Genomic DNA, 23,679 nt, shown 5'->3' on the forward strand with positions numbered 1-23,679 from the left:
AAGGAGCAATATCTCGAAGATAACATGAAATAACAGATTTAAATGATGCAGATCATTAGATAAGTTATTAAATTCTTAAATCGGTGATTTATAAAAAAAGCTAATCAAAAGATTAGCTTTTTTTGCTCATGCCCTGTTGTATCTAAAAATTAGCAAGTCCATTTGCTCCTAGTGCCATGTAGAGGTTGATCCTTTCAATGCGCTGTTGGAGATGGAGATCGATATTATTCATTTCCCTTTTTACCAGATCTCTTTGCTTTTGAAGCAGGATGAAACTGTTGCTGCTGCCGACATTGATCTGTTTTCTTGTTAAATCTATATTTTTCTCCAACGAAGAAATTGCCTGTTGCTGGAAAACCTCTTGTTTTTCGATTGAACCTAAATTTGCTAAGGCAGATTCTACCTCGCTGAAAGCTAGTAGGACTGATTTTGCATACTCCTCAACAGCTTGTTTTTGTTGTGAGGTTTTTATTTCTACGTTCTTTTTTAATTTTCCGCCGTTAAAAATAGGGGTTGTTAAGCCACCACCGACTTTTATCAATGGATTGGAAAACAGATTGCTGATCCCCTCAACATTTGTTTCCGCAGCTCCAAATGCAGCACTGATGTTAATGGCAGGTAACCGCGCTGCTTTTGCTTCCTGAATTTCATAGAAACTGGATTCTATTTGAAATTGCTGGGCCATAATATCGGCTCTCTTTTCCAAAACATTTAGTGGAAAATTTGTTGGGATATCCTGTTGTAAAGCCGAAAATTTCGTATTTACTTTTATCAAACCCTCTGGATATTTTCCACACAACATTTCTAAACTTCTTCTTGATTGCGAATTGGCATTTTTAATTTTCTCAAGGTAAGAGCTCAGGAGAATAGACTCGCTTTCTATATTGGACAAATCGAGCGCGTTTGCCGTTCCAACTTTATTCTGAACAGTTAAAATCCTTTTTAAGTCTTCGGTTTTTGTAATATACTCCCTGATTTTTTGTTCTTGGTACTGACCTGCAATATTCAGGTAATATGCCTTAGCAATTATCCCGGCAACGGACTGTTCCAGCATTTTTTGCTGAAACGTTGCCGAAAAGTATTGGCTTACACTCGCCATTTCCGCAGATTTGTTTTTTCCCCAGAGATCAAGTTCCCAGTTGGCTTTTAATTGCAACTTTCCGATGTGGCTTCCACTGACAAGGTTGTTACCTGTATTTGCTAATGCATTAACACTTGGATAAAGGCTGCTTCCGGCGATATCCATAGCTAATTCAACTTGATTCAGTTTTTCTTTGGAGATGATAATATCCGCATTATGGGCAAGCCCTTCTTTGATTAACGCTTCCAACTCCGGTGTGAGGAGTTCGTTCATCCACCCATAAGAAAAAGCGGCTTGGTTCTTACCTTGTTCCTGAATCCATTTATCAGATATTTCAACATTCGCCTTTATCGCGCTCGTGTTTTTTAATTCATCAATTTTCTCAGTTGTTGCATTTTTGTAACCGATACAAGAAGTCAAGTTGAATAGTAGGAGAGCCCCTATACTGATTTTCTTTATCATGTTAATGTAGTTTTGGAATTAAGTAATTGATTTTGCTGCTCACACGCACCATTACTTTCCGGATAAGATGCAACGGTTTGATATGGTCGGAATAAATGACAGCCGTTCCTCTTGCACCGACAGTTAGCGGTTGCTCGTTTTCGTCCAATACAAATTTCGCAATGAGCTTTCCATCCGTTTCGGGCACTTGTCGCGCTGTTTCAGGAATTCCTGAAGTTGTGGCATTACCACCAAGCATTCCACCGGCATTGTTCATGATACCCTGACTGGTTGCATCAACCACGTATTCCAATTTTGCTTTGACTACTTTCCCTGGAGCTGTCTTTAAAGCAAGCTCGACTTCATTACCATTTTTCACCGTTTCCAACTCATTTTGGGAGAAGAAGGCGATAATAGATTGTTGTTTTTGAATCAGCACAAAAGCTGATTTAAAAGGTGCCATCATCGCCCCTTCATTCAGCTGTACATTTGGAATTAGACCATCGGTAGGCGCTAAAACTACTGTTTGGGAAAGATTCCATTTTGCCTGATCCAATTTAGCCCTTAGTTCCGCAATAGACGCATTTTCGCCGTTATGAGTCGAATGATATTTGGCTTCCAACGACAATTTTTGTGCCTGAGCAGCACTAATTCGCGATTGCAGATCCTGCGAAGTAGCGACAGCTTGTTCCAGGTCAAATCTATTGGCTGCACCGGCCGCTACGAGTTCCTGGTATTGCTTTATTCTTTTATTGCTCAAATCAAGCTGAGATTGTAAACTCAGTATATTTTTGCGGGAAGCATCAATATCCGAAGTGTAGGAGGAAACGGTAGACTTCATATTGCTGAGCTGGGCTTCCAACGATTTTATCTCTTGCTCGTATGGTACTGGATCTATCGTAAATAGTGTATCTCCTTTTTTCACCTCCTGATTTGTTTTGACATATACTTTTTTGACTTTCCCTAAGGTTTGGGTTGTAATATCCACACTGCGGTTACCGACTTTTACATCCGATGTAATGGGGCAAAAATAGTTGAGACTCAATATCAGGGCAATAGACCCAAAAATAGGTAATGAGTATACAACAACTTGCGTATTGAAATTCCAAGGGATTAGTTTTAGTTTTTTGATGATAAGCCAGCAAATACCGGCATATATTCCTATTAGTAATTCTAACATAATTTTTTGTTCTAGATGATTCTGTATTTCTTATAGAATTTATTTCTTTTCCTCAATATGTAAGCTTTCTTTACCTGAAGAAGAGTCCGATTCTCCTAAATTTGGAACAGGCACTTTATCTTTTTTATAGTCATAATTTGCCCATATCAAGGCAACTGGCCAGAGAAGACCGCCGAATATCAATGAAAGTAAACACATACTTTTTATGGCACTTAGCTGTGGATGATTTTTCTTCTCCGCTATTTTTTCAGGATAAATATGTACTTTCCAAAAAAGAAAAATTCCAGCGATAGGTAAGATAAATATGATAAGCCATGATGCTACATCCGCGATCGTGTCTTCGGCACCGCCAGTAGCGGCATGTGAAACGCTGCACAATAGCAATAAGCAAATTGTTGCTAATAATTTTTGCATGATAAAATAAATTTGGTGATAAAAATCTCGGCAATATCAATTAAGATAAAGCCGAGCATCATGAAAACATGATTTAAAACGAGTCTTTAGTTCCATATTCTTCGCGAAGTACATTTCGCAAAAGATAAACATTTTCATGGTAAATCGTAGTTTGCTGCGGGCTTAGGACTTTGTCAAATGCTTTGTCCGTTTTCTTTAGCGCTCTATTCAGTTTACGTTGTGCATTTTTTTTACCCCAGTTATTATCCGCAGAAAAGTATGTGTCTAGGTCTTTTCTTACATTTTTTACTACTGCTTGATTGATCTCAAAAATTGGATCGAGCTGATCTTGGGTTAAATCCAACATTTTGGCCATGACAATAGTCCTGAAAGTAGCTGCTCTTATTATTTTGTTTTCTTTAAAGAGTTGGAATTGTACCGGTGATAGAATTTCCTGTACAGCTAGGTTCCTTTGTTTTAGGATCTCTGTAAAACCTTCGATGTTCTCCGCAGTGCCTATTTGTTGAGCATTGCTATTTTGGCTTAAGTTTTCTACAGCATTGGCTGCCTGAAGGTTTATTTGATAAACCTGTTCGGCTTGCGTTGTTGTCATATTTAAAAATGACATTTCTTGGGTGATGTACAGGCCAACCTTTTCCGCTTCATGAGATTGGGCATGTACCACATTAATTTCCAAAAGTGCGAATAGGCTTAAGACACCTATTCTTACAATAAACTTGTTCATTTTGTTTTCGTTTTAAATCATACTATCTGTACAAATGGCTGTTTTACAGCTTTTTTGACGAAGCAAAATTAGAACGAATACAGGCTAAAAAAGTATTCTTAAGTTAGTTTTTTGGTGGCCGTTTTTTTTGTATACGGGCTGTTAATCTTGACAAAGAGTTTGGTGTAATGCCCAAGAAATTAGCGATATGCTTGCGGTTTGTATTTCTGGTGATGTACGAACGGTTTTCTAGGAAAACCTCATAGCGGGCACTTGGAGAATCACTGCATAGCTGCTCGGTACGGATGCGTAAGGTATCAATAATAATTTTTAAGGATTTGACATAGAACTGGAAAATCCCTTTATGTTGAAAGGCCAAATCTTCAAAGATTTCTTTCGGAAATAGCAGTAACTGTGTATCCACAACAGCTTCGATGGTGTATTTTGTTTCCCGTTGGTCAGCATAATACTCAGGGATACTGGCGATAAAGGCATGATCTGCTTCCGAGGAGAAGAAAACATTATTTTCGGTACCATCATCCGAATAGAAATACCAACGTAACAAGCCCGTTGTCAGTACAAAGACAGAATCAAATCGATCATCCGTTTCCACAAGTTTGGTCTTTTTGGACAAAAATAGTGGTTTGCATATTTTGGACAATTCAAGGCGTTCTTCATCATTCAGCTGTTGAAGGGATTCCAAATGTTTTAATATTTCCGACTGGCTTAACATGATGGTTAACGTATAAGTTCAAATGTAACAAAAATCGTTTTCATTTTATTAAAAAAATGGCTTATGCAATGCAAGGAAATTGTAACTCATATCTGTTTTATGCCCGATCCTTTTTACTTTTCCAGTCGATCTTTCTTCCTTATTTTAAATTTGCTCTTCAATAAAATGCCAACAAACTCCAGCAATGTCAATAATGTTGACCTCTATACCATATGGTTGTTTTATTGGTTGTCCAATTTCCGGGATGCCAAACTTGTCTGAAAGTTTTTTTGGGGTTACCTCGCTCCAAAAGGTATTCATATTTTCAATCTTAACCGCTAGCATTAAATTTTGAGCGAATGTTTCATTATCATATTGTTGTAATATGAATTTACAATTTCCATTTTGGAAACCGATAAGATTGTCCTCTTCCCATGTTATTGAAAAACCAAGCTCTTGGAACAATAGCTTTGATTTTTGAAAATCCTTGCCAGAAGGGATAAAGGGTTCAAGTGATAAAAAATCCATATGAAAATATTTATTCTGTTAAAAATGAGCCGTTTGGTGGTTTTTCTCAACTATTTCCGTGGTACTCTTATTGCTGGCTTCAAATAGATATAAACAGTGCAAATAAATATTCCATTAAAGCGAATCGTAAACTGGGACATTCGAATATTAAATTTTAATTATCTGTAATAAGAAATAACATACATTTAAGCTGAATTTGATTGTAGATGGGGGAGAAGGGAAGCCCCTATGGATATTTTTGGTTTAGAAACTCAGTTAAAAAAACAATGAATATTCAAATAGAGACTACTCTTAGGGCATAATGAAAACGTTGAAATACAAACAAAAAGGCAATGAATAATTTTTTCATAAACGAGCTACAACGTCGAAGTTTGATAATTATCGGCATAATGTTGTCGGTAAGTGTAATACTTCCTATCATTTTTTTTATTATAACTATGATGGAAACAGAATCTTACGGCAGAGCAGTTTTGGGTGAAGATCGTTATAATGCAAGGGTAATTGACAGTTATCTTTACGCCCTGGGATTTTTTTGCTGTTTGCTCTTGATGGTAATTCCAGCTATTCTTTTCATTAGAAGATATACCGATAATTATCGACAGTTTATCGAGACACTTTCTGAAAAAGACATGGAAAAGCTAATAAAGAACAACAACAAAGCTCCTTTTTACGAAAAATTTATGCCACCTTATGTTGTAAAACAAGGTATGGTTCGTTTTTTTACAAACCTGCAGCAAACGACCATTGCTTTTAAGGACATAACAAGTATTCATGTATCACAAACGCATTACAGAGGGTACAGTGCAACAGTAAAAATTCAAACAGCACAGGAAACATATCGTTTTCGTTTGAGCGGAAATGTTCTTAAAGTACTAAATTTAGTAGATGAAGCCCTGCAAAGCAATCCCCAGATAACAGTAAATAAAAATTGGAATGTAGTTTAAAATAATCCTGTATATAGATCTGTTGCAGTATCGCTCTACTACACAGTGTATTGCCTATTGACTAGATCGCGCAAAGAAAAGCTAATCGTAAGATTAGCTTTTCTTATTTTGCGGCTATTGATACCGGGAACGAAACGTTTTTAGGCGGATAAAGGAGCTGTTTTACCTATTTTGTGCGTTAAGGGCCTTCTTAGCTTCTTCAAGCGTTACGGTTTTGCCCAATGCACCAAATTCATGTAGATCGCCGAATACCTCGATACGGATAGATTGATTGATACCACCGATGTGTAGTGGTTCAAAACCACTATCGGTAATAAGTTCCTCTATTTGTTTATTGCTGTTTGTGCTGTCCGAGGCATAGAAAAGGACCTTTCTATTAGGTTCAGTAAACGCTACTTCTGACAAAGAATTAGCTCCCAATGTACCGAATGCTTTTACAAAATGTGTTTCTTTTGGGATCAGATCCAACAAAACTTGACCAGCAGAAACATCTTTGTCAATAATTTTTTTGAAGCCTCCATTACCGTCAGGAGCAATGGGATTGGAAACATCAATAATTATTTTTCCTTTTAATTCTGATGCATATTGGCTTAAAAAATCCTTGATTTTGTCAAAGTAGATGGCCGGAATGATTACATTGGCATCTTCTATTGCTTTAGCTATTTCTTCGGCTGTCGCTAAAATTCCCAATTCAGAAGCAAAACTTTGCGCTTTACTGATCTCGCGGGATGAAATAATAACTGGATGGTTACCTTTTACAAGATTGGATGCAATTGCTCTACCAATATTTCCTAAACCGATAATGGCGACTTTTGTTTTTTGACTTGTTGTGTTCATTACTGTATGTTTTAAATGTTGTTTGCCTTTATTGACAGTACAAAGTTGTGATAAACAATTTAGCCAAGCTTATAAGATAAGTTAAGAAATATCCTTAATATAGGTTAAGGGTAAAGCTATTTTTTAAATCTATCATTCTTTATTTTACTCAGAAATTCGGGGGTTACGCCTAGATAAGAGGCAATTTGGGTATTTGGTAATCTATTGGCTAAATGCGGATATTGGGTAATGAAACGATCATACCTATCGAGCGCGGTGGAGCTAAATGCCTGCAATAAGCGATTTTGAAGTTCGATATATTTATCTTCGATGATTACACGGAAGTTCCGGTCAAACTTTGGATGGTTGCTGTATAAGTACCACAGATCTCCTTTAGATATTTGTAATACCATAGACGGTTCAATTGCTTCTATGAACAATTTAGAAGGAAGTTCTTTGTGTAAGCTACCAATATCCGAGATCCAGTCATTTTCCGCTGCAAAAACAAGATTGTGTTCAATACCCTTATCATCAACACCATACATTTTAAAACAGCCACTTTGCACATAAGTAAAGTACTTACATACATCTCCTTCTTGCAACAAAAATTGCCTGCGTTTGATTTTCCTTTCCGTAACACGACTCATCAAAGCCTGTTTTTCCTCATCATTAAGAGGTAGATACTTGTCAAAATGGTTTATTATATTTTCCAAATGATGGTTGCTTCTTAAATTACTTCTAAATATACAAAAATGAAAATAATTGGATCGAGTTCCGTCAAACCTACTTTGCCTCCTGATACCCAATTTGACGACCATTCATGTACATTGAGGCAGCAAGGCTATATGGATTATGAGTCTGCGTCTCTTTGCCTGAGATAGAAGATGTTTTTTATGATTTGTCGGCATTCTTTTTGACATAGATCATCGTTATGAACCATCAAAAAATAGAAATTTGGTTAGCTTTTCAATAATGGAAAGTCTACAAAACTAAATTAATGATTATGGAAATAGGAATAGATAGTTTTATTGCCACTGGTGCATATGATGACGGGTTGCGTCCTGAGGAAAATATGGCGGCTATGGAAGCTTTGTTGTCAAAGATAGCGTTTGCGGATCAGGCCGGATTACATGTTTTTGGGCTGGGAGAGCATCATCGAAAAGAATTTTTGGATGAGTCTCCAGCAGTAATATTGGCGGCAGCGGCAGCAAGAACTCAGCATATTCGTCTAACGAGTGCGGTTACCGTACTAAGTGCGGCAGATCCTGTTAGGGTATTTCAGGAATATGCCACGTTGGATATTATTTCAAAAGGCCGGGCTGAGATTGTAGCTGGAAGAGGATCATTTATTGATTCATTTCCTTTATTTGGGTTCAATATCCAAGATTATGATGCACTTTTCGAAGAGAAGATTAAATTGCTTCTTGAAATCCGTGATAATGAAACTATAACCTGGAAGGGGAAATTCCGCCCAGAACTAAAACAACAGGCCATATATCCAAGGCCGGTGCAGGAACAGCTGCCCGTTTGGATAGGGGTAGGAGGAACTCCGCAATCTTTTATACGCGCTGGAGCACTGGGGCTTCCATTGATGGTGGCCGTTATTGGAGGTGAAACCCACCGTTTCCGTCCGCTGATAGACTTATATTATGAGGCCGGAGAAAAAGCTGGACATGCTAGGGCGAAGCTTAAAGTAGGACTACATTCACTAGGCTTTGTGGCGGATACAACAATTAAAGCAAAGAATATTTACTTTCCAGGGTACCAGGAAATGATGGGTAAGATAGGCAAGGAGAGAGGGTGGTCTACTCCTACACGGGAAATGTTTGAGGCCCAGGCCGACCCCACCGGTGCTTATGTCATTGGTAATCCCGAAGAAGTTGCCGAAAAGATTTTACGACATAGTGAGGCATTGGGTGGTATATCAAGATTTACGTTTCAGATGGACAATCCAGGACTTAGCAAAGAAGATATATTCAAAGCCATTGAACTAATTGGGACAAAGGTAATTCCTATTGTCAATCAATCCTGATTATTTTTTGACAGCTCTAGAACGGATCCTGCTAATGGTTTCTTGCGTGATACCTAAATACGAAGCAATCATGCGTTGCGGAAATCGCTGCACAAATTCAGGATAGTTATCAAGAAGCATATTATATCTTTCTTCAGCTGTCATACTTATGGCGGCATTGATCCTTTTTTGGCTGGCAAAAGAATAATTTTCATCCAACTGCCGTATGAGTTCACTCATTATAGGAAGGGAGAATACTTCTTCTGCGGCTCTCTTTGTTAAGATAAGTAAATCCGTACCTTCACAAGCCTCAATATTAAAGGAAGAAGGAGTGAGTTTTGCAAAACTCTCACGATCGACTACCCACCAGCCTTCAATATAGAGGCTCATTATATGTTCAGAACCTTTGGTATCTGTACTGTATTTTTTCATGGAGCCTTTGACAAGAAATCCAATATGGTTACTTATATCACCTTCCTGTAAAAAGATCTGTCGTTTTCTGAGTTTACGTGGTACAAAATTATTTTTGAGAATGTTAATTTCATTTGCTGCCAAAGGTCTGGAGACCCGCGAATTGATATATTCGATTAAAGTGTTATACATTAGTTATTATTTTACCGAACCCAATGGTAAATATACTGAAAATATAAATCCTTCATAAGTCCCCTATGATGAAATTAGCTTAGCTAAAAGACCTTCTTTCGAATCCTGATGTTGTTAAACAAAAAAAGCTAATCTTTCGATTAGCTTTTCTTTTGTGATCCCGCTGGGATTCGAACCCAGGACCCATACATTAAAAGTGTATTGCTCTACCAGCTGAGCTACGGAATCGTACTTCTTTTTTGAACTACCGTTCCTTGTTTGAAGTGATGCAAAAGTAGGGCTTTAATCCTATTCCTGCAAATTTTTTTGGCTTAAAATCGTAGCTGTTTGCTTAAAAAGCTGATTTTAAGCCAAAAAAATTAATCATTTTCCAATTCCATAATTTCCTCGGCCAATTGCTCCCATTGCTCTTGGTACTGGGTTAATTGGGCCTTAGCTGAATTGTACGCGCGCGTAGTTTCCTGTAACTTGGTCGCATCCGAATATACAGCTTCGTCAGCCAGTTTCAATTCTAAATCTTTGGCCAATATTTCCTGTTCTTCGACTTTTTTCTCCAATGCAGCAAGCTCTTTATTCTTTTTGCTCAGTAATCGTGTCCGGTCTTCAGATGGCGTTTGTTTCTCTTTTTTAACCTTCGGATCTTCTTTGACTTTTTTCTCCGGTTTTGCCTCTGTTTTTACAACACGCTTAGCTGCCCATTCTTCATATTCCTGATAGGTGCCCGGATATTCTTTGATCTCCTTGTCCTCGATATACCAAATTTTGTTGGCCACGTGATCCAAGAAATAACGGTCGTGGGATACAACAATACATGTTCCCTCGAATTGTTGTAGTGCCTGGATCAAAATATTGACCGATTGCATATCCAAGTGATTGGTAGGCTCATCGAGCGCTAGGAAGTTGGCGTCTGCAGTCAATGCCTTAGCAAGGGCTACACGGGATTTTTCACCCCCAGACAACACTTTGATTTTTTTGAAGGCATCGTCGCCCGTAAATAGGAAACAACCGAGTATCGAACGTAATTCAGTCTCTGTATGTTTTGGCGCAAACGCTTGTAGTTCAGCTAAGATCGAGTTCTCGAGATGGAGCGCCTCTAGCTGATGCTGTGCAAAGAACGTTTGCGACACATTGTGTCCATGTTCTGCTTTTCCCTCAAACTGATTATCTGTGCCAGCCACAATACGCAGTAGGGTAGACTTACCTTTTCCGTTTGCTCCGATCAAAGCAATCTTATCACCTTTTTCAATGATAGCAGAAGTGTTTTTTAATATCTCTAGGTTCGGATAGGATTTAGAAATATTGTCTAATGTCACCACATGACGGCCAGAAGGTTTTGAAAACTTAAAGCTAAAGTTGACCGTTGGATTATCGTCATCCACATCTTCAACTCTCTCCATTCGATCCAAAGCTTTAATCCGGGATTGTGCCATTTTCGCTTTGGATGCTTTAGCACGGAAACGCTCAATAAGTCGTTCTTCCTGTTTGATCTTAGCCTGCTGATTTTTGAACTGGTTGGCCTGTAGTTCGTTTCTCAATTCCTTTTCTTCCAGGTAGAAGCTGTAGTTACCTGCATAAAGTGTTAATTTTCCTTTACGCGACTCCACCGTCTTTTTGATGATGCGGTCCAGAAAGTACCTATCGTGTGATACAATGACGATTGCCCCATCAAATGCCTGTAGGTAATTCTCAAGCCACTTGATAGAAGGTAAGTCCATGTGGTTGGTCGGCTCATCCAATAATAGAATATCCGGTGTCTGCAACAAAATTTTTGCAAGCATTACACGCATACGCCAGCCCCCGGAGAATGTAGCCAGTGGCCTTTTTTGTTCTTCTTCCGAAAAACCTAGACCGGCAAGGATCTCGTGTGCTTTAAATTCAAGATTATAGCCATCCAGCGCTTCAAATTCAAGTTGTCTATCGCTTAGTCTATTGAGAATATCGTCCGAATAATCTGTTTCTAATTTCGCAAGTAAGTCTTCGATTTCGGCATGTAGTTGATTTTGACGTTCGAACGCTTCCATAGCGACGTATAGAATGCTCTTGTCCGAATGGTAAGATAATAAGTCCTGGTTTAGGTAACCGATCTTTAAATCTTTTGCCATGGAAATTGTTCCCGAAGTTGGGGCATATTGTCCAACGATCAAACGCAATAAGGTTGATTTTCCGGCCCCATTGGCGCCAATTAAACCTACTTTATCACCTGGTTTGATGTGCCAGTTTGCCTCATCATACAACGCACGGGATCCTATTTCAAATGTTAAATTATTTATTGATATCATTTCAAATGCAAAAGTACAAAAGTAATGAATATTTCTTCTTGTTTGACTAACTTTGCGATTATGTATAAATTAGTCAAACCTATATTCTTTACAATGAATCCGGAGATGGCTCACCACAAAGTGACCAGCGGATTGAATGTCTTCTCAAAAATTTGGGGTGCCAAGCAATTATTGAATGCTATTTTTACGGTAGAAGATCCTCGCTTGGAACGTGAGGTCTTTGGATTGAAATTTAAAAATCCAGTAGGCCTGGCAGCGGGCTTCGATAAAAATGCCGAATATATCTCCGACATGACTAATTTAGGTTTTGGTTTTATTGAAATCGGAACCGTTACACCAAAACCACAACCGGGGAATGATAAACCACGGATGTTTCGCCTTGTACCAGACGAAGCGCTGATCAACCGCATGGGGTTCAATAATCAGGGTGCGGATGTTGCTGCTACCCGATTGAAGAACCTAAAAGACCGAAAAGGGCTTCTGATCGGTGGTAACATTGGAAAAAATAAAGTGACACCAAACGAAGAAGCGGTAAACGACTATATTTATTGCTTCAATGTACTCTTTGATTATGTAGATTACTTTGTCGTCAATGTCAGTTCACCAAATACACCAGGCTTAAGGGACTTGCAGGAAAAGGAACCGTTAAAAAATATATTAAACACATTACAGGATCTGAATAAAGCAAAATCAGCTCCTAAGCCAATTCTGCTTAAGATTGCACCCGATTTAACTGATAGTCAGCTGGATGATATCGTTGAGATCGTCATGGAGACACAGATTGCGGGAGTTATCGCTACCAATACAACGATTTCAAGAGAAGGCTTAAAGAGTCAACAGGATTTGACACAAGAGGCTGGAGGGGTTAGTGGACGCCCCTTGACCAAGCGTTCAACTGAAGTAATCCGCTATCTCAGCGAAAAATCCAATAAAGCATTTCCGATCATTGGTGTTGGTGGTATTCATTCAGCCAAAGATGCTATTGAAAAACTTGATGCCGGTGCCAGTCTTATTCAGGTATATACCGGATTTATCTATGAAGGTCCGGGGTTGATCGCAAATATCTGTAAAGGTATATTACAGACAGGACGATAATCATAGATGATGGCTGTTGATTTTAATTTAAAAGATTTTTTGGATAAAAAGGTTGATGAATATAATCAACCTAATTTTATCCCCAATGATCCTATATCCATTCCACATCAATTTTCAAGCAAGAATGATATCGAGATTACGGGATTCCTAGCTGCTATAATGGCTTGGGGACAACGTAAAACCATCATCAATAAGTGTAATGAATTGATCGCAAGAATGGACGGCGTGCCTTATGATTATATCATGAACCATAGCGATCAGGACCTCAAAAGTCTGCTTGGTTTTAAACATCGTACATTCAATGATACGGATATTCTTTATTTTGTTGCTTTTTTTCGGTATCACTATAGCCACTTTGCGTCTTTAGAAGATGCTTTTTTGGTAGGGCAGGAAACGGTAAAAGAGGTGGATTTGGAGCAGGCGCTGAATGCATTTAAAACCTATTTCTTTTCGCTGCCAGACTATCCGCACCGAACGCGTAAACATATCAGTAGCCCGGCCCAAAAATCTACTGTCAAGCGTATCAATATGTTTTTACGCTGGATGGTCCGAAAGGATAATAAAGGAGTAGATTTTGGAATTTGGAGCCGCTTTTCACCAAAAGACCTCATCTGTCCCTGTGATGTCCATGTTGAACGTGTAGCGCGAAAATTTGGACTGATTACCTTGGAAAAGGTCAACTGGAAGACCGCACAAGAGCTAACGGGCAATCTTCGTCTATTGGATCCCAATGATCCGGTAAAATATGATTTTGCACTTTTCGGCTTGGGAGTAGAACGGGAATTGTAAAGATATTACACGTATATTGTACTAATATACTAGTATCATCCCAGAAACAGGGTATACGGCCAACGAGTACTCTAAGTGACAAACGGTACACTTAGGATACTGATTACTCGAAATAATCATGTGTGGGATAGTAACTATTGATTGATATTAAACAAAGCGAAAAGTGCTTTTCTCGTACTTTATCTGTGCGCGGGCTATAGTGCTGATACGTCGCAAATAGGCCTGTAAAAGTTTTAAACAAAAAGCCCGTATTTTTAGGATACGGGCTTTCTTTATTTTCAGCTGGTTGGATTAAACAAGCTGGTCAATCTTAATCAGGAGGTCCACCAAACGATTGGAATAGCCAAATTCATTGTCATACCAACCCACAACTTTCACTAATCCACCCACAACCGAAGTCAATTGCGCATCGAAAACACAAGAATAGGGATTGTTTATTATATCAACAGACACGATTGGGTCTTCTGTATAAAACAATACCTGCTTTAATTCGTTTTCCGCTGCAGCTTTAAAAGCTTTGTTGATTTCTTCAACCGTTGTTTCTTTTTCTAACGTACAGGTAAAATCTGTTAACGAACCATTCAGCACAGGAACACGTATACCTGCTCCACCCAACTTATTCTGTAGATGTGGAAAGACATTGGTAATCGCTTTGGCGGCACCTGTAGTTGTCGGTATGATAGCAGAAGAGGCTGCACGTGCCCGTCGCAAATCTTTGTGTGGTGCATCATGTAGGTTTTGATCTCCCGTCATGGAGTGCACCGTAGTGATATATCCGTCTTTTATCCCCCAATTATCGTCTAATATTTTAACCAGTGGGGCGACGTTGTTTGTTGTACATGAGGCATTGGACAGGATTGAAGCCGAGAGATCGACAGCATTATCGTTGATACCCAATACGACTGTTGCAATATCCTTGTCTGTTGGCGGAGCTGAGATAATAACTTTTTTTGCACCTGCTGTTAGATGAAGCGTTGCTTTTTCACGGTTCGTAAAATGCCCCGTAGATTCAACAACAACATCAATATGTAAGGATTTCCAAGGTAGTAGGGCGGGATCTCTTTCATTGGTGACCAAAATGGAATGGCCATTCACGATAATATGATGTTCGTCGTGTGTGACCGTGCCAGAGAATGGTCCATGTACCGAATCATACTTGAATAAATGGGCCAAAGTCTTGGTATCAGCCAAATCATTGATGGCGACCACCTGCAATTGATCAAAAGCATCGCGAAGAAAAATATTACGTAAAGTGTTTCTTCCGATGCGTCCAAATCCGTTTATCGCTATGTTGAGCATTTCAGCTTATTTATGAAATTGGCTTATCGCCTCATTGATATTTTTCTCACCTTCCCAATGTGCTTTCAGTTTTCCGTCAGCACCATAGACATAATTTGCTGGGAACTGTGAAGGGACATGTATGTTTTGGATAAAGGTTTGATCTTTGTCAATCAAGACTTCCACATTGGAAGATTTGGATAGCTTTGGTGCGAAGCTATCGAAGAATCCTAATACCAATGCTGGATCATTCATGGAAATATAGAAGATATTGACATCTTTTATGCGGTCAATATTTTTTTCGAGCTCAGTTGCTTCGTGCTGACAATGGCTACATCCCGGATCAAATAAGATGAAGACTGTATTCTTATCTTTAGCAAGATTCTCATTGCTGACACGTATGCCGGATCGAAGTTGGTAAAAAGTGAAATTAGGAAGAATTGCAGCCGGACCAGAAGATTGGGTAGGGGCAGTTTGCGCATGATCATGACCGGCGTGGTCGTGACCCGCATGGTCATGACTTTCAGCCGTATTTTCTGCGGTACTACTTTCCGTACCAGCTGTCTTTTGATTGCCCTTGTTGTTACATGAATAAAGCATGCCTGCCGTGAGCACAGCAGTTACTCCTAAGATTATTTTTTTGTTCATAGACTACCTTTGATTTTAAATCAGTTTTAGTGATTTCTTCTATTCTTTTTAGGCGCGCTAACAGAATGCATTTATACCGTTCAGCTTGAGCCGAAGATAGATCATTCCACAACGATGCCATTGAAGAATCAAAACTATAAAAAAAATGGGATTATGCAGTGTCCAAACTCAAGTTATGACAGTTTACTGGTTATCATCTTCGATGCTTCCCACTGCAATATGTCTCCTAATTTTATACTATTCCGTCGTATCGGTGGTGTTGCTGGGACTATTGGGTTCTATCAATGACGTAGATTGTATGATTTCCGGTGTACTTCGACCAAATTCGTTGCTATATACCTTGAGTAAGACTCCCACACAGGATAGAATAAGGGGACCAAATATCAATCCTAACATACCAAAGAGATTTAATCCCAATAATACCCCAAAAACGGTTATTAAGGGATGGACATCGCCAAGTTTTTTCAAAATTGTAAAGCGAAGAATATTATCAATACTTCCAATGATAATGATACCATAAAGTGCTAGCCCTATGGCGTTGCCGGATTGCCCATTTGCTAACAAAAATATGGCCGCAGGGAGATAGACTACCATCGTACCCAAGATAGGGATAATGGTAGAGACAGCAGTTAGAATGGCCAGAAAAATGGGACTTTCCAAACCGAAAAACCAATAACCTAGACCGGCAACGACACCTTGGCACATCGCGAGGATTGGAATACCAATGGCATTTGATTTGACCATCATATCAAACTCTTGCCATAACTCTGCTTTACTTCCCGGAGAAAACGGAATGGCATTGTATATTGTCCGTTCCAATTGCTTGCTGCTGACCAACATAAAGTAAAGTACAAATAATGCGACTAAAACATTGACACCTACTTCGGCTACTGAATTCAGTATATTGGGGATAAACTTGGCCGCCCGTTGGAGTGCCCCCATCAATGCGGTGTCAGATAAATCAATATTGTTGAGATAAGGGCTATCTTTGAAATAGGTTTTAATGGAATCAAATTTTTCCATAATCTCCTCTTTATTGTTAATTGCCTCAGTCACCTGTGGCACCATATAATTGATCAGTAAATAGAGCGGACCGACTAGGAATACAATTGTAAGTAGAATTAGTAAGAGACTCGCAAGAGATTTCTTCCATCTTCTCTCTTCTGTCAGTTTAAAGTTAATTTTCCGGAAGAGGACATATAGTGTTATAGCGCCCAAAAAGCCCGGAAGATAATAGAAAAGACTCGTAAATATCAAAATGCATATCAGCAAAATAATGATGATAAGCATAATCTGGTTAATGGAGTTGTTGTTTATCTGTTTGTATTTCATGTGTCTGGAATAAGTACCGCTTTAATTTCTATTTTACGTATGACAATATTTTTTTATAAATGTTTTATATTGTTAAATTAAACTTACTTTTTTAGAATTTCAATGATTTTTTTAATTTCTTTTTTAGAGCAGTAAAGCTAGAAAGTAGGTCCTTGACGATCACCAGAATGGATAGGAATGTCTATCTGGCCCGATGGTCTCTTTTTCTCTTGTATAAGGCTAGATTAATATTTTGGTTGCGAGAATAGTAATAGATTAAGCATAACAGCATAGACCGGATAGAGATCATGGCAGGGGTAGGGCTAGATATTTCCTCACTACCTGAGTCATACGGATTTTTACCAAAAACTAATTTTGGTTCTGCGGCATTAAAATATCCTTTAAGATACGCATGATATCATATTGCTTGACAAAGAGCATAGAGGAGGTTGTCCGATGTTCAGCGGATTGATTGTTGTTTTCTGCCGCTAAATGAATTGTCGATTTAGCTGTTTTATGAAAAAAAGGATGAGACCCTTTTCCTTTTCTGTTGTTTGAAAATAAGCCCATAATCTTTTGTTTTTTGGTTATAGCGACAGTTTTTTGGCTACTGTCGCTATAACTAATCTACAAAATTACTTTGGGATTTACAATTAATTAATGAAAATTTGACTGCCATGTTCTTCATCCTTTTCGATGGAAAGTGATATTGGTATCCGTTCTTTCAATTCTTCAACATGCGAGATAATACCGACGATTCGATTTTCTTTGTGCAGGTCAAGTAAGGTTTCGAAGACAATATTGACAGAAGCGATATCTTGGGTGCCAAAGCCTTCATCGATAAAAAAGAAATTTTTAGCGGCTTTGGTATTGGACTGTACACTTTCAGCTAGGGCCAGCGCAAGACTCAGGGATACCTGAAAAGCTTGACCACCAGAGAGTGTTTTTACACTCCGGCTTTTGCCTTCATTCAGATAATCAATGATTTCAAATTCATTGTTTTCATTAATCTGTAAACTTAACTGGTTTCGTGTCATTCGGTGAAAACGGATATTGGCATGATCACAGAGCTGCCGCAGATAGATTGATGAAACATACTGCACAAATCCCGCCCCCTTAAACAGGTTAAATAACTGTTTAAGATTGTCATTACGAAGGTTTAATTGTGCTTGTTGTTGCAGTAAAGTTTCCTTTTTTTCGTAGGCCGTCTCCAATTGATTCAACTCCTGCTCGCATTTAGCGACGTTCTCTGTCAGGATTTTAAGATGATGGGAGCTTTCTTCCAAAGCAGCTTCTTCCTGCATAAAGGCTGCCTCATCGTAGACTTTATCTGCTAACTTTTTGTCTAATTGCATGATCTGTGCTTTCAGTGTTTCAAATTGGATTTGAAACTGTTCCAGTTCCGCGCGTATTTTCTGTACAGGTAGATTCTCCGCTAATGTCTCTTTTACTTGATCTATCGTGTTGAATACAGAAGCCTGGAGGAGTTGTTCGATAGTCGTGTCAAGGTGTAGGATTTCAGACTTTATTTTGATAATCCGTTCTTGAATGGATTGAACTAGGCTATTTTGTGCAGCAAACTGACTGTTTAGCTTATTTAAGCGATCTGTCAAGGTATTATAATCCTGTTCTATACGAAGATTTTCCGCTTTTAGTGTATGAAATTCGTTTTCGACCGTAGCTTTCTCCCGGGATTGATAGTCTGTCCAGTTCAAGTGTTTTAAATGGTCTATATTTTGATTGATCTGGGTTTGCTTTTGCGCTTCCTCAATTTCAAGACCACTTAATTTTACATTTGCTCTTTCCAGCTTGCTCTCTATATCTGCCAATGTGGTCTGATGGGTCGTTGCGATCTGTTCTGTTGCTATGATCTGGGCTTCGATGTTGGAAAGCTCTTGTTTTTTCTGTGTATAAATTGACTCATCGGTGCTGCTGTACGCTGCCCAGGTAAATTGGAGTAGGTGAGTGGCCTTCTGAGATTTGTTTGCCTGGATCTTGCTTGTGAGATCATTTTGTTGCACCTGTAGGGATTGTAGGCGGAGTAGGAGCTTTTCAATCTCAAATTTTTGATCACCCTTGGATTTTATGCGCGCATTGATTTCTGCTGTCGCCCGTTGGTTTTCTGTCAGCTCTTGTGTGATATCTATTCCTTCCGCGATAGCAGGGTGTTCCAGGGCTCCACATAAGGGGCAGGGGGAACCCGCACTTAGGTTTTCCGCGAATTGTGTGAGCTTTTGTTGCAACAGAAGGTGTGCTTTCTCGTCGTTCAATATGCTGAGTCGGGTTTCAAGTTCCAGCAATTCGGCTGTATATGCTGAATCAAACCCGGCAGGGTCGAAGTTTTTACTTTGCAAATCACCTTGTAGATCGGTTATGGAAACTTTTAGCTCCAGGAGTTGATGGTTGAGTTCGCTCTCCTGTTGTTGGATGGCCTGCTGTTTGGTGTACCATTGTCCCAGCTCCATCAGCTCATTAGCCGACGGTTTCGATTGTTTTAGTCGAAGGAGTAGGGTTTCGGCTTCCAGGATGTTATTTTTACATTGCACGTGTTGCTCCTTAGCTTTTTGGACGAAATCCCGACCTTTCTGCGCGCTTTCTTTTAAACCTTTTATTTCAGTTGAAAAATTGATCAGCTGTAGAATGAGTTCCAAATCCAATTCGCTTACCCGTCGTTCTGCTAGTCGCTCATATTGTGGTTTAACCTGTTGCAGTTGCTGCGATATCTGTTGTGTAGTTTGTTGGATTTCGGCAGACTTCGCTCCCTCAAGCTGCAATCTGCTTTGTTCCTGGACATTTTCCTGATTCAATTTCTCCTGTGTCTGGAGGATGTGAAAAAAGCTTGTATGCGCTTCTTCAAAGCGTATCATACGTTGGCGCAAAGTTTCCTTTACGGCTTGCTGATCAGTCAGCTGTTGAAATAGAGACTTCATTTTGCTCAATTCCAGAAAATCTTCTTTCACATTTTTCAATGCCTGAAATTTCTCCTGAAGTAGCTTGTTTGTATGCTGCGCCTTGCTGAAAGATTCTCGCTCTTCATTCAGCTTGTCACGTGTCGCGATGATACGCTCACTGCTGATCTCTTCGAACCCCATCAACTGACCATTGAGCTGATCCAGTTCGGATTGATTTTTTTTATAAAGGGCAGCAACTTTGTCTTGCAAATCGAAACGATGGAGCTGAAAGATTTCTTTCATCATATCGGTTCGTTCCTTTGCACCCAGCTCAATGAACTCCTTAAATTGCCCCTGGGGAATGATGATTGTTCTTTTGAAATTCTCGTAACTTAATCCAATGATCGATTGTGTGTTACTGCTTTCCAATGGAACCCATTGTTCATTGATATTTTCATATAATACAACCGTAGGAGATTTGACATCCTCAAAATTTTTGGAATTGCGTTTAAATTCCCTTGTTACTTTGAATGTGCGGTTTTCGAAGTTGATGAAATCCAATTCGATATAGGAACGGTTTGATTTCAGATTCATCATATTGTAAGTGCGTTTATCGCGCGCATTTAACCGTTCCGTTTCACCATATAAGGCATAGGTGATTGCTTCCAAAATAGATGACTTACCAGATCCAACAGCACCAAATATCCCAAAAAGACCGGCATCTGTCAATGCTGTGAAATCTATTGTCTGACGTTCTTGATAGGAATATATACCTTCTACAGTTAACTTTAAAGGGATCATGGGCTTAAGAATTTAGTATTTCGCGAAAAAGGTTGAGGATATCGTCATTGGGTGCCTGGTTGGCATTTTTGGATTTGAAATAATCCTGAAAAAGTGCAGATATATCTTGGGTCAGATTAATTTCTTTTGCATCAAGTGGGTTTTGTTTGTCGTGCTGCACAACCGGAATTAAATAGACGATACCCGGATGTGTCTGATAAATCAGTTTACGGTCTTCGGCTTTTAGGAAGGTTTCGGATTTGAGCGTTAATTCCACTAATGTTTCTGGATGCTCGGAGAGCCAAGTAATACAATGGTCGATATCGTCAAAGGATTTTCGGACTAAAGGTTTTCCTTGTCGGAGTGCAATTCGTTCGAATGTTATATGTGCACCGGGCGTAGCATTGACAATGCTTACATATTTGGTCTGGCCAGCTTCGGCGAAGCTATAGCAAAGGGGAGATGAGGCGTATACAACAGGTTTTTCCGGAGAGCCGATATTTTTGAATCCATGAATATGGCCGAGTGCCGTGTATTGAATCTGAGCCGGGATGGATTCTGAATAGATCAGATCAGCATTTCCAATTTTAATTGGCTTTTCCCCATCAGGCTCGTCGATTAATGGGGATCCAATTTTATTCATATAAAGGTGTGCTGTCAGTATATTGACACCCTTTTCGTCACAGTAGGTATCTGCTAATTTTTGCCAATTTTCGGCCAATGCTTTATTTAATTGAACTTCTTTGTCTTCACCAAGATATTGTTTAAGCCGAATTTCATTGGCATAGGCGGTATGGAGTATCCGGATCGGATAGTTATAGCCTTCCAGGCTCAACTCGATAAAACCATTGTCTGAACGTAGGACGGAAAAACCTTCGGCTGTAAATGGCGTTACAAGCGCATTTGGGTGACCGATGAGAATAATGCCAGATGCCCGGGCTAAAGGGTCTGGTGCATCAATCAAATTGGGTGAATCGTGGTTTCCAGCGATAGCGATAACAGGTCGGGTACCATTTTTTACCAATCGTTTGATCGTTTTGTAAAATAACTCGATAGCCTCTACACCGGGATTGAACGTATCAAAAAGATCTCCTGCGATAAGAACCAGGTCGACCTCTTGCTGGTCTGCGAGCTGAATAATCTCCTCCATGACCAAAAGCTGTTCGTCCATCCGAGAGAAGCTATCCAGTCGTTTCCCTAAATGCCAATCGGCAGTATGCAGTATTTTCATGATGAGCCCTTGTTTTTTTACGTAATAGTACAAACTAAGATAAATTTGGTCTGATATGCAATTATAATTGCATATCAGACCAAATTTGTAGGAACACAGGTTTGAAGAGCATAGTTTGATGCATTGAAAATGTTAAAAGTTGTTAAATGCGGCAGGTAAAAATAGTTTAATTGTATTTTTAGTCCTCCAAAATTAAGCTAAGTAATCGTAGATAAAATAAATTTATGCGTAAAATTTACCTGTCTTTGTGTGTTTTCTTTCTGTTTTTGATGAAGATAAATGCGCAGGAAATAGAAGCGATCAAAGGGGAAACAGCTTATCCTTTTCTATTGAAAGAAGCTGATGCCGATGATGAAACCTCGGAAAAACAACCTGTCTTTGTGTTTTTGCATGGTAGAAGTCTATCAGGTACGAATTTGGATCGGGTAAAACGTTACGGAGTACTGTATGCGATTAATAAAGGGCAGGAGGTGCCCGGAATTATTGTTGCTCCCCAATCCCGCGGTGGTTGGGATCCGGATAAAGTGATGGAGATCGTTGATTATGTTATCGCGCATTACAATGCTGATCCTGACCGTATTTACGTCTGCGGTATGAGTATGGGCGGTTATGGGACCATGGATGTTGCCGGAAAATATCCAGAGCGGATAGCTGCAGCAGTGGCGATTTGTGGTGGCGGATCGAGCCAATATGCTTCCAACCTGACGCAGGTTCCAATTTGGCTACATCATGGAACAGCTGATCGTGCCGTACCTATTTCAGAATCCAGAAAAATTATGAAAGCCATAAAAAAGGTGGACCCTGAAGCTGATGTGAGCTTAAATGTGATAAAAGGAGGGACACATGGTAGTGTGGAACGCTTATTCCACGATGATGCGATCTATGACTGGATGTTAAAATTTAAGAAAAAGCATAAATCCTAGGCTGGATGGCATAGCTATTTTATGTGTGGCCTTTTGCTCCCTTAAAAATATAATGTTATAAAAAATGGGATGTTCAACAAGAATCTAGACATCCCATTTTTATGAATTTTGTTCCTAACCCTTTGAGATCTAGTTTTAAATAGCCAATTCTCGGGCTTCGTTTTTACATTTTAAATTTTCTTTATGTTAACCTTCATCTGCAATATCAAGTCGTTGTTTTCGATTGAATTGCGCCATCAATACATTTGGTTGATGGATCAGGTGCGTTTTGGCAAGGTAGTCCGGATTGTCCGCATAGATAAAGAGGAGTGTTCCATTCTTTATTGTGTTGATGATCGGTCCGGCATATTCCCGGGGAACCGCAGGACATCCGTAGCTTTTGCCTAACCTTCCCAAGCTTGAGATAGTGCCTGTGCTGCAGTAATCTGCGCCATGCATCACCACATATCGTGCTTTGGCATTGTCATTTATACCTTCTTCAAGGCCATCCAATACCAAGGAGTAGCCATTTTCACCATTATAGGTGTTTTCGGTAACAAAAAATCCCAATGAGCTTTTTAATGATTCCTGCTGATTCGAAAAATCTGTAGCATAATTTTCACCACTATTTTTTCCGTGTGATACCAAGGTGTTAAAAAGCACTTTTTTGTGTTCCAGATCAAGTACAACAAGTCTTTTTTCCGTGGATGCCATGGAAAAGTCGATGACTGTCATAATATCTTTGTTGTGGATGGAAAGCTCTTTTCTACCTTCCATTGCTTGTCGAAATGCCTCGTATTTTAATACTGGGCCTAGATTCATTTCATCATATAAAGAATCAACGGCTGTCCGTTGACGTTCTACATTTATATGATGGGTATTGGTTTGTTGATCTGTTGTTTTTAATTCTTCTTTTGATGACAATGCTGTATTAAGTGCCATTAAAAGAAACATAATCGTATTTCCCATTCTCCTCCCTTTTCTGTGTAGATGTTTACAAAAATAATTATTAAAGTTAATACATATTTGATTTACAGAATGT

Annotated in this window: 22 protein-coding genes and 1 tRNA gene; 5 read left to right on the forward strand and 18 right to left on the reverse strand. The window is 39.2% G+C overall.

Annotation, left to right across the window (positions count from 1 at the left end):
• Nucleotides 1-142: 142 nt before the first annotated feature.
• The 6 genes from AC07UV_RS07490 to AC07UV_RS07515 all read right to left on the reverse strand — a co-directional run bounded on the left by AC07UV_RS07490 (nucleotide 143) and on the right by AC07UV_RS07515 (nucleotide 5,059).
• The gene (locus AC07UV_RS07490; RefSeq protein WP_495183217.1) at nucleotides 143-1,543 is read right to left on the reverse strand and encodes a TolC family protein; all 1,401 of its coding nucleotides are present in this window, start codon (nucleotides 1,541-1,543) and stop codon (nucleotides 143-145) included.
• A 1-nt stretch (nucleotide 1,544) separates the two neighbouring features.
• Nucleotides 1,545-2,702 carry an HlyD family secretion protein gene (locus AC07UV_RS07495; RefSeq protein WP_495183218.1) on the reverse strand — a complete coding sequence of 386 codons (1,158 nt, stop codon included), beginning with the start codon at nucleotides 2,700-2,702 and terminating at the stop codon, nucleotides 1,545-1,547.
• Between the two features lie 39 nt (nucleotides 2,703-2,741).
• On the reverse strand, nucleotides 2,742-3,116 hold the full coding sequence (locus AC07UV_RS07500; RefSeq protein WP_282254926.1) for a DUF3302 domain-containing protein: 375 nt from the start codon (nucleotides 3,114-3,116) through the stop codon (nucleotides 2,742-2,744).
• 73 nt (nucleotides 3,117-3,189) lie between these two features.
• Nucleotides 3,190-3,840, reverse strand: coding sequence for a hypothetical protein (locus AC07UV_RS07505; RefSeq protein WP_495183219.1), 651 nt, complete (start codon nucleotides 3,838-3,840; stop codon nucleotides 3,190-3,192).
• Between the two features lie 103 nt (nucleotides 3,841-3,943).
• Nucleotides 3,944-4,552: a Crp/Fnr family transcriptional regulator gene (locus tag AC07UV_RS07510; RefSeq protein WP_495183220.1), complete on the reverse strand. Its 609-nt coding sequence runs from the start codon at nucleotides 4,550-4,552 to the stop codon at nucleotides 3,944-3,946.
• Between the two features lie 144 nt (nucleotides 4,553-4,696).
• Nucleotides 4,697-5,059, reverse strand: coding sequence for a VOC family protein (locus AC07UV_RS07515; protein WP_495183221.1), 363 nt, complete (start codon nucleotides 5,057-5,059; stop codon nucleotides 4,697-4,699).
• Nucleotides 5,060-5,496: 437 nt separating this feature from the next.
• On the opposite strand from AC07UV_RS07515, the gene AC07UV_RS07520 reads away from it, so the two are divergent.
• Entirely contained in the window at nucleotides 5,497-6,003 is a 507-nt protein-coding gene (locus AC07UV_RS07520) for a hypothetical protein (RefSeq protein ID WP_495183222.1), read from the forward strand.
• 162 nt (nucleotides 6,004-6,165) lie between these two features.
• Here AC07UV_RS07520 and AC07UV_RS07525 read toward each other — a convergent pair whose 3' ends face one another.
• Both AC07UV_RS07525 and AC07UV_RS07530 read right to left on the reverse strand, forming a co-directional pair.
• Nucleotides 6,166-6,840: an NADPH-dependent F420 reductase gene (locus tag AC07UV_RS07525; RefSeq protein WP_495183223.1), complete on the reverse strand. Its 675-nt coding sequence runs from the start codon at nucleotides 6,838-6,840 to the stop codon at nucleotides 6,166-6,168.
• 116 nt (nucleotides 6,841-6,956) lie between these two features.
• The gene (locus AC07UV_RS07530; protein WP_495183224.1) at nucleotides 6,957-7,532 is read right to left on the reverse strand and encodes a Crp/Fnr family transcriptional regulator; all 576 of its coding nucleotides are present in this window, start codon (nucleotides 7,530-7,532) and stop codon (nucleotides 6,957-6,959) included.
• A gap of 290 nt (nucleotides 7,533-7,822) precedes the next feature.
• Here AC07UV_RS07530 and AC07UV_RS07535 point away from each other — a divergent pair, with 290 nt between their 5' ends.
• The gene (locus AC07UV_RS07535; protein WP_495183225.1) at nucleotides 7,823-8,851 is read left to right on the forward strand and encodes an LLM class flavin-dependent oxidoreductase; all 1,029 of its coding nucleotides are present in this window, start codon (nucleotides 7,823-7,825) and stop codon (nucleotides 8,849-8,851) included.
• Here the strand turns inward: AC07UV_RS07535 and AC07UV_RS07540 are convergent, their stop codons facing one another.
• From AC07UV_RS07540 to AC07UV_RS07550, 3 genes are all read right to left on the reverse strand, one after another.
• Nucleotides 8,852-9,433, reverse strand: coding sequence for a Crp/Fnr family transcriptional regulator (locus tag AC07UV_RS07540; protein ID WP_495183226.1), 582 nt, complete (start codon nucleotides 9,431-9,433; stop codon nucleotides 8,852-8,854). It lies immediately after the preceding gene.
• A gap of 155 nt (nucleotides 9,434-9,588) precedes the next feature.
• Nucleotides 9,589-9,661 (reverse strand) — tRNA-Lys (locus AC07UV_RS07545).
• Nucleotides 9,662-9,792: 131 nt separating this feature from the next.
• Entirely contained in the window at nucleotides 9,793-11,712 is a 1,920-nt protein-coding gene (locus AC07UV_RS07550) for an ABC-F family ATP-binding cassette domain-containing protein (RefSeq protein ID WP_495183227.1), read from the reverse strand.
• Between the two features lie 60 nt (nucleotides 11,713-11,772).
• Here AC07UV_RS07550 and AC07UV_RS07555 point away from each other — a divergent pair, with 60 nt between their 5' ends.
• Both AC07UV_RS07555 and AC07UV_RS07560 read left to right on the forward strand, forming a co-directional pair.
• On the forward strand, nucleotides 11,773-12,807 hold the full coding sequence (locus tag AC07UV_RS07555; RefSeq protein WP_495183228.1) for a quinone-dependent dihydroorotate dehydrogenase: 1,035 nt from the start codon (nucleotides 11,773-11,775) through the stop codon (nucleotides 12,805-12,807).
• A 6-nt stretch (nucleotides 12,808-12,813) separates the two neighbouring features.
• The gene (locus AC07UV_RS07560) at nucleotides 12,814-13,596 is read left to right on the forward strand and encodes a TIGR02757 family protein (protein ID WP_495183229.1); all 783 of its coding nucleotides are present in this window, start codon (nucleotides 12,814-12,816) and stop codon (nucleotides 13,594-13,596) included.
• Nucleotides 13,597-13,887: 291 nt separating this feature from the next.
• On the opposite strand, the gene gap is transcribed toward AC07UV_RS07560, so the two are convergent.
• The 6 genes from gap to AC07UV_RS07590 all read right to left on the reverse strand — a co-directional run bounded on the left by gap (nucleotide 13,888) and on the right by AC07UV_RS07590 (nucleotide 21,735).
• Nucleotides 13,888-14,895 (reverse strand): type I glyceraldehyde-3-phosphate dehydrogenase, encoded by a 1,008-nt coding sequence (gene gap / locus AC07UV_RS07565; protein WP_282254914.1) that lies wholly within the window; start codon nucleotides 14,893-14,895, stop codon nucleotides 13,888-13,890.
• 6 nt (nucleotides 14,896-14,901) lie between these two features.
• A complete protein-coding gene (locus AC07UV_RS07570; RefSeq protein ID WP_495183230.1) occupies nucleotides 14,902-15,522 on the reverse strand; it encodes a TlpA family protein disulfide reductase in 621 nt (206 codons plus the stop codon).
• A 237-nt stretch (nucleotides 15,523-15,759) separates the two neighbouring features.
• A complete protein-coding gene (locus AC07UV_RS07575; protein ID WP_282254911.1) occupies nucleotides 15,760-16,854 on the reverse strand; it encodes an AI-2E family transporter in 1,095 nt (364 codons plus the stop codon).
• 348 nt (nucleotides 16,855-17,202) lie between these two features.
• The gene (locus tag AC07UV_RS07580) at nucleotides 17,203-17,403 is read right to left on the reverse strand and encodes a hypothetical protein (protein ID WP_495183231.1); all 201 of its coding nucleotides are present in this window, start codon (nucleotides 17,401-17,403) and stop codon (nucleotides 17,203-17,205) included.
• Between the two features lie 83 nt (nucleotides 17,404-17,486).
• Entirely contained in the window at nucleotides 17,487-20,525 is a 3,039-nt protein-coding gene (locus tag AC07UV_RS07585; RefSeq protein ID WP_495183232.1) for an AAA family ATPase, read from the reverse strand.
• 4 nt (nucleotides 20,526-20,529) lie between these two features.
• Nucleotides 20,530-21,735: a metallophosphoesterase family protein gene (locus AC07UV_RS07590; RefSeq protein WP_495183233.1), complete on the reverse strand. Its 1,206-nt coding sequence runs from the start codon at nucleotides 21,733-21,735 to the stop codon at nucleotides 20,530-20,532.
• Nucleotides 21,736-21,959: 224 nt separating this feature from the next.
• On the opposite strand from AC07UV_RS07590, the gene AC07UV_RS07595 reads away from it, so the two are divergent.
• On the forward strand, nucleotides 21,960-22,658 hold the full coding sequence (locus tag AC07UV_RS07595; RefSeq protein ID WP_495183234.1) for a carboxylesterase family protein: 699 nt from the start codon (nucleotides 21,960-21,962) through the stop codon (nucleotides 22,656-22,658).
• Nucleotides 22,659-22,844: 186 nt separating this feature from the next.
• Here the strand turns inward: AC07UV_RS07595 and AC07UV_RS07600 are convergent, their stop codons facing one another.
• Entirely contained in the window at nucleotides 22,845-23,606 is a 762-nt protein-coding gene (locus AC07UV_RS07600) for a murein L,D-transpeptidase catalytic domain family protein (RefSeq protein WP_346086367.1), read from the reverse strand.
• Nucleotides 23,607-23,679: the final 73 nt, after the last annotated feature.

This window comes from Sphingobacterium sp. GW821-FHT03E03, from assembly GCF_059420745.1.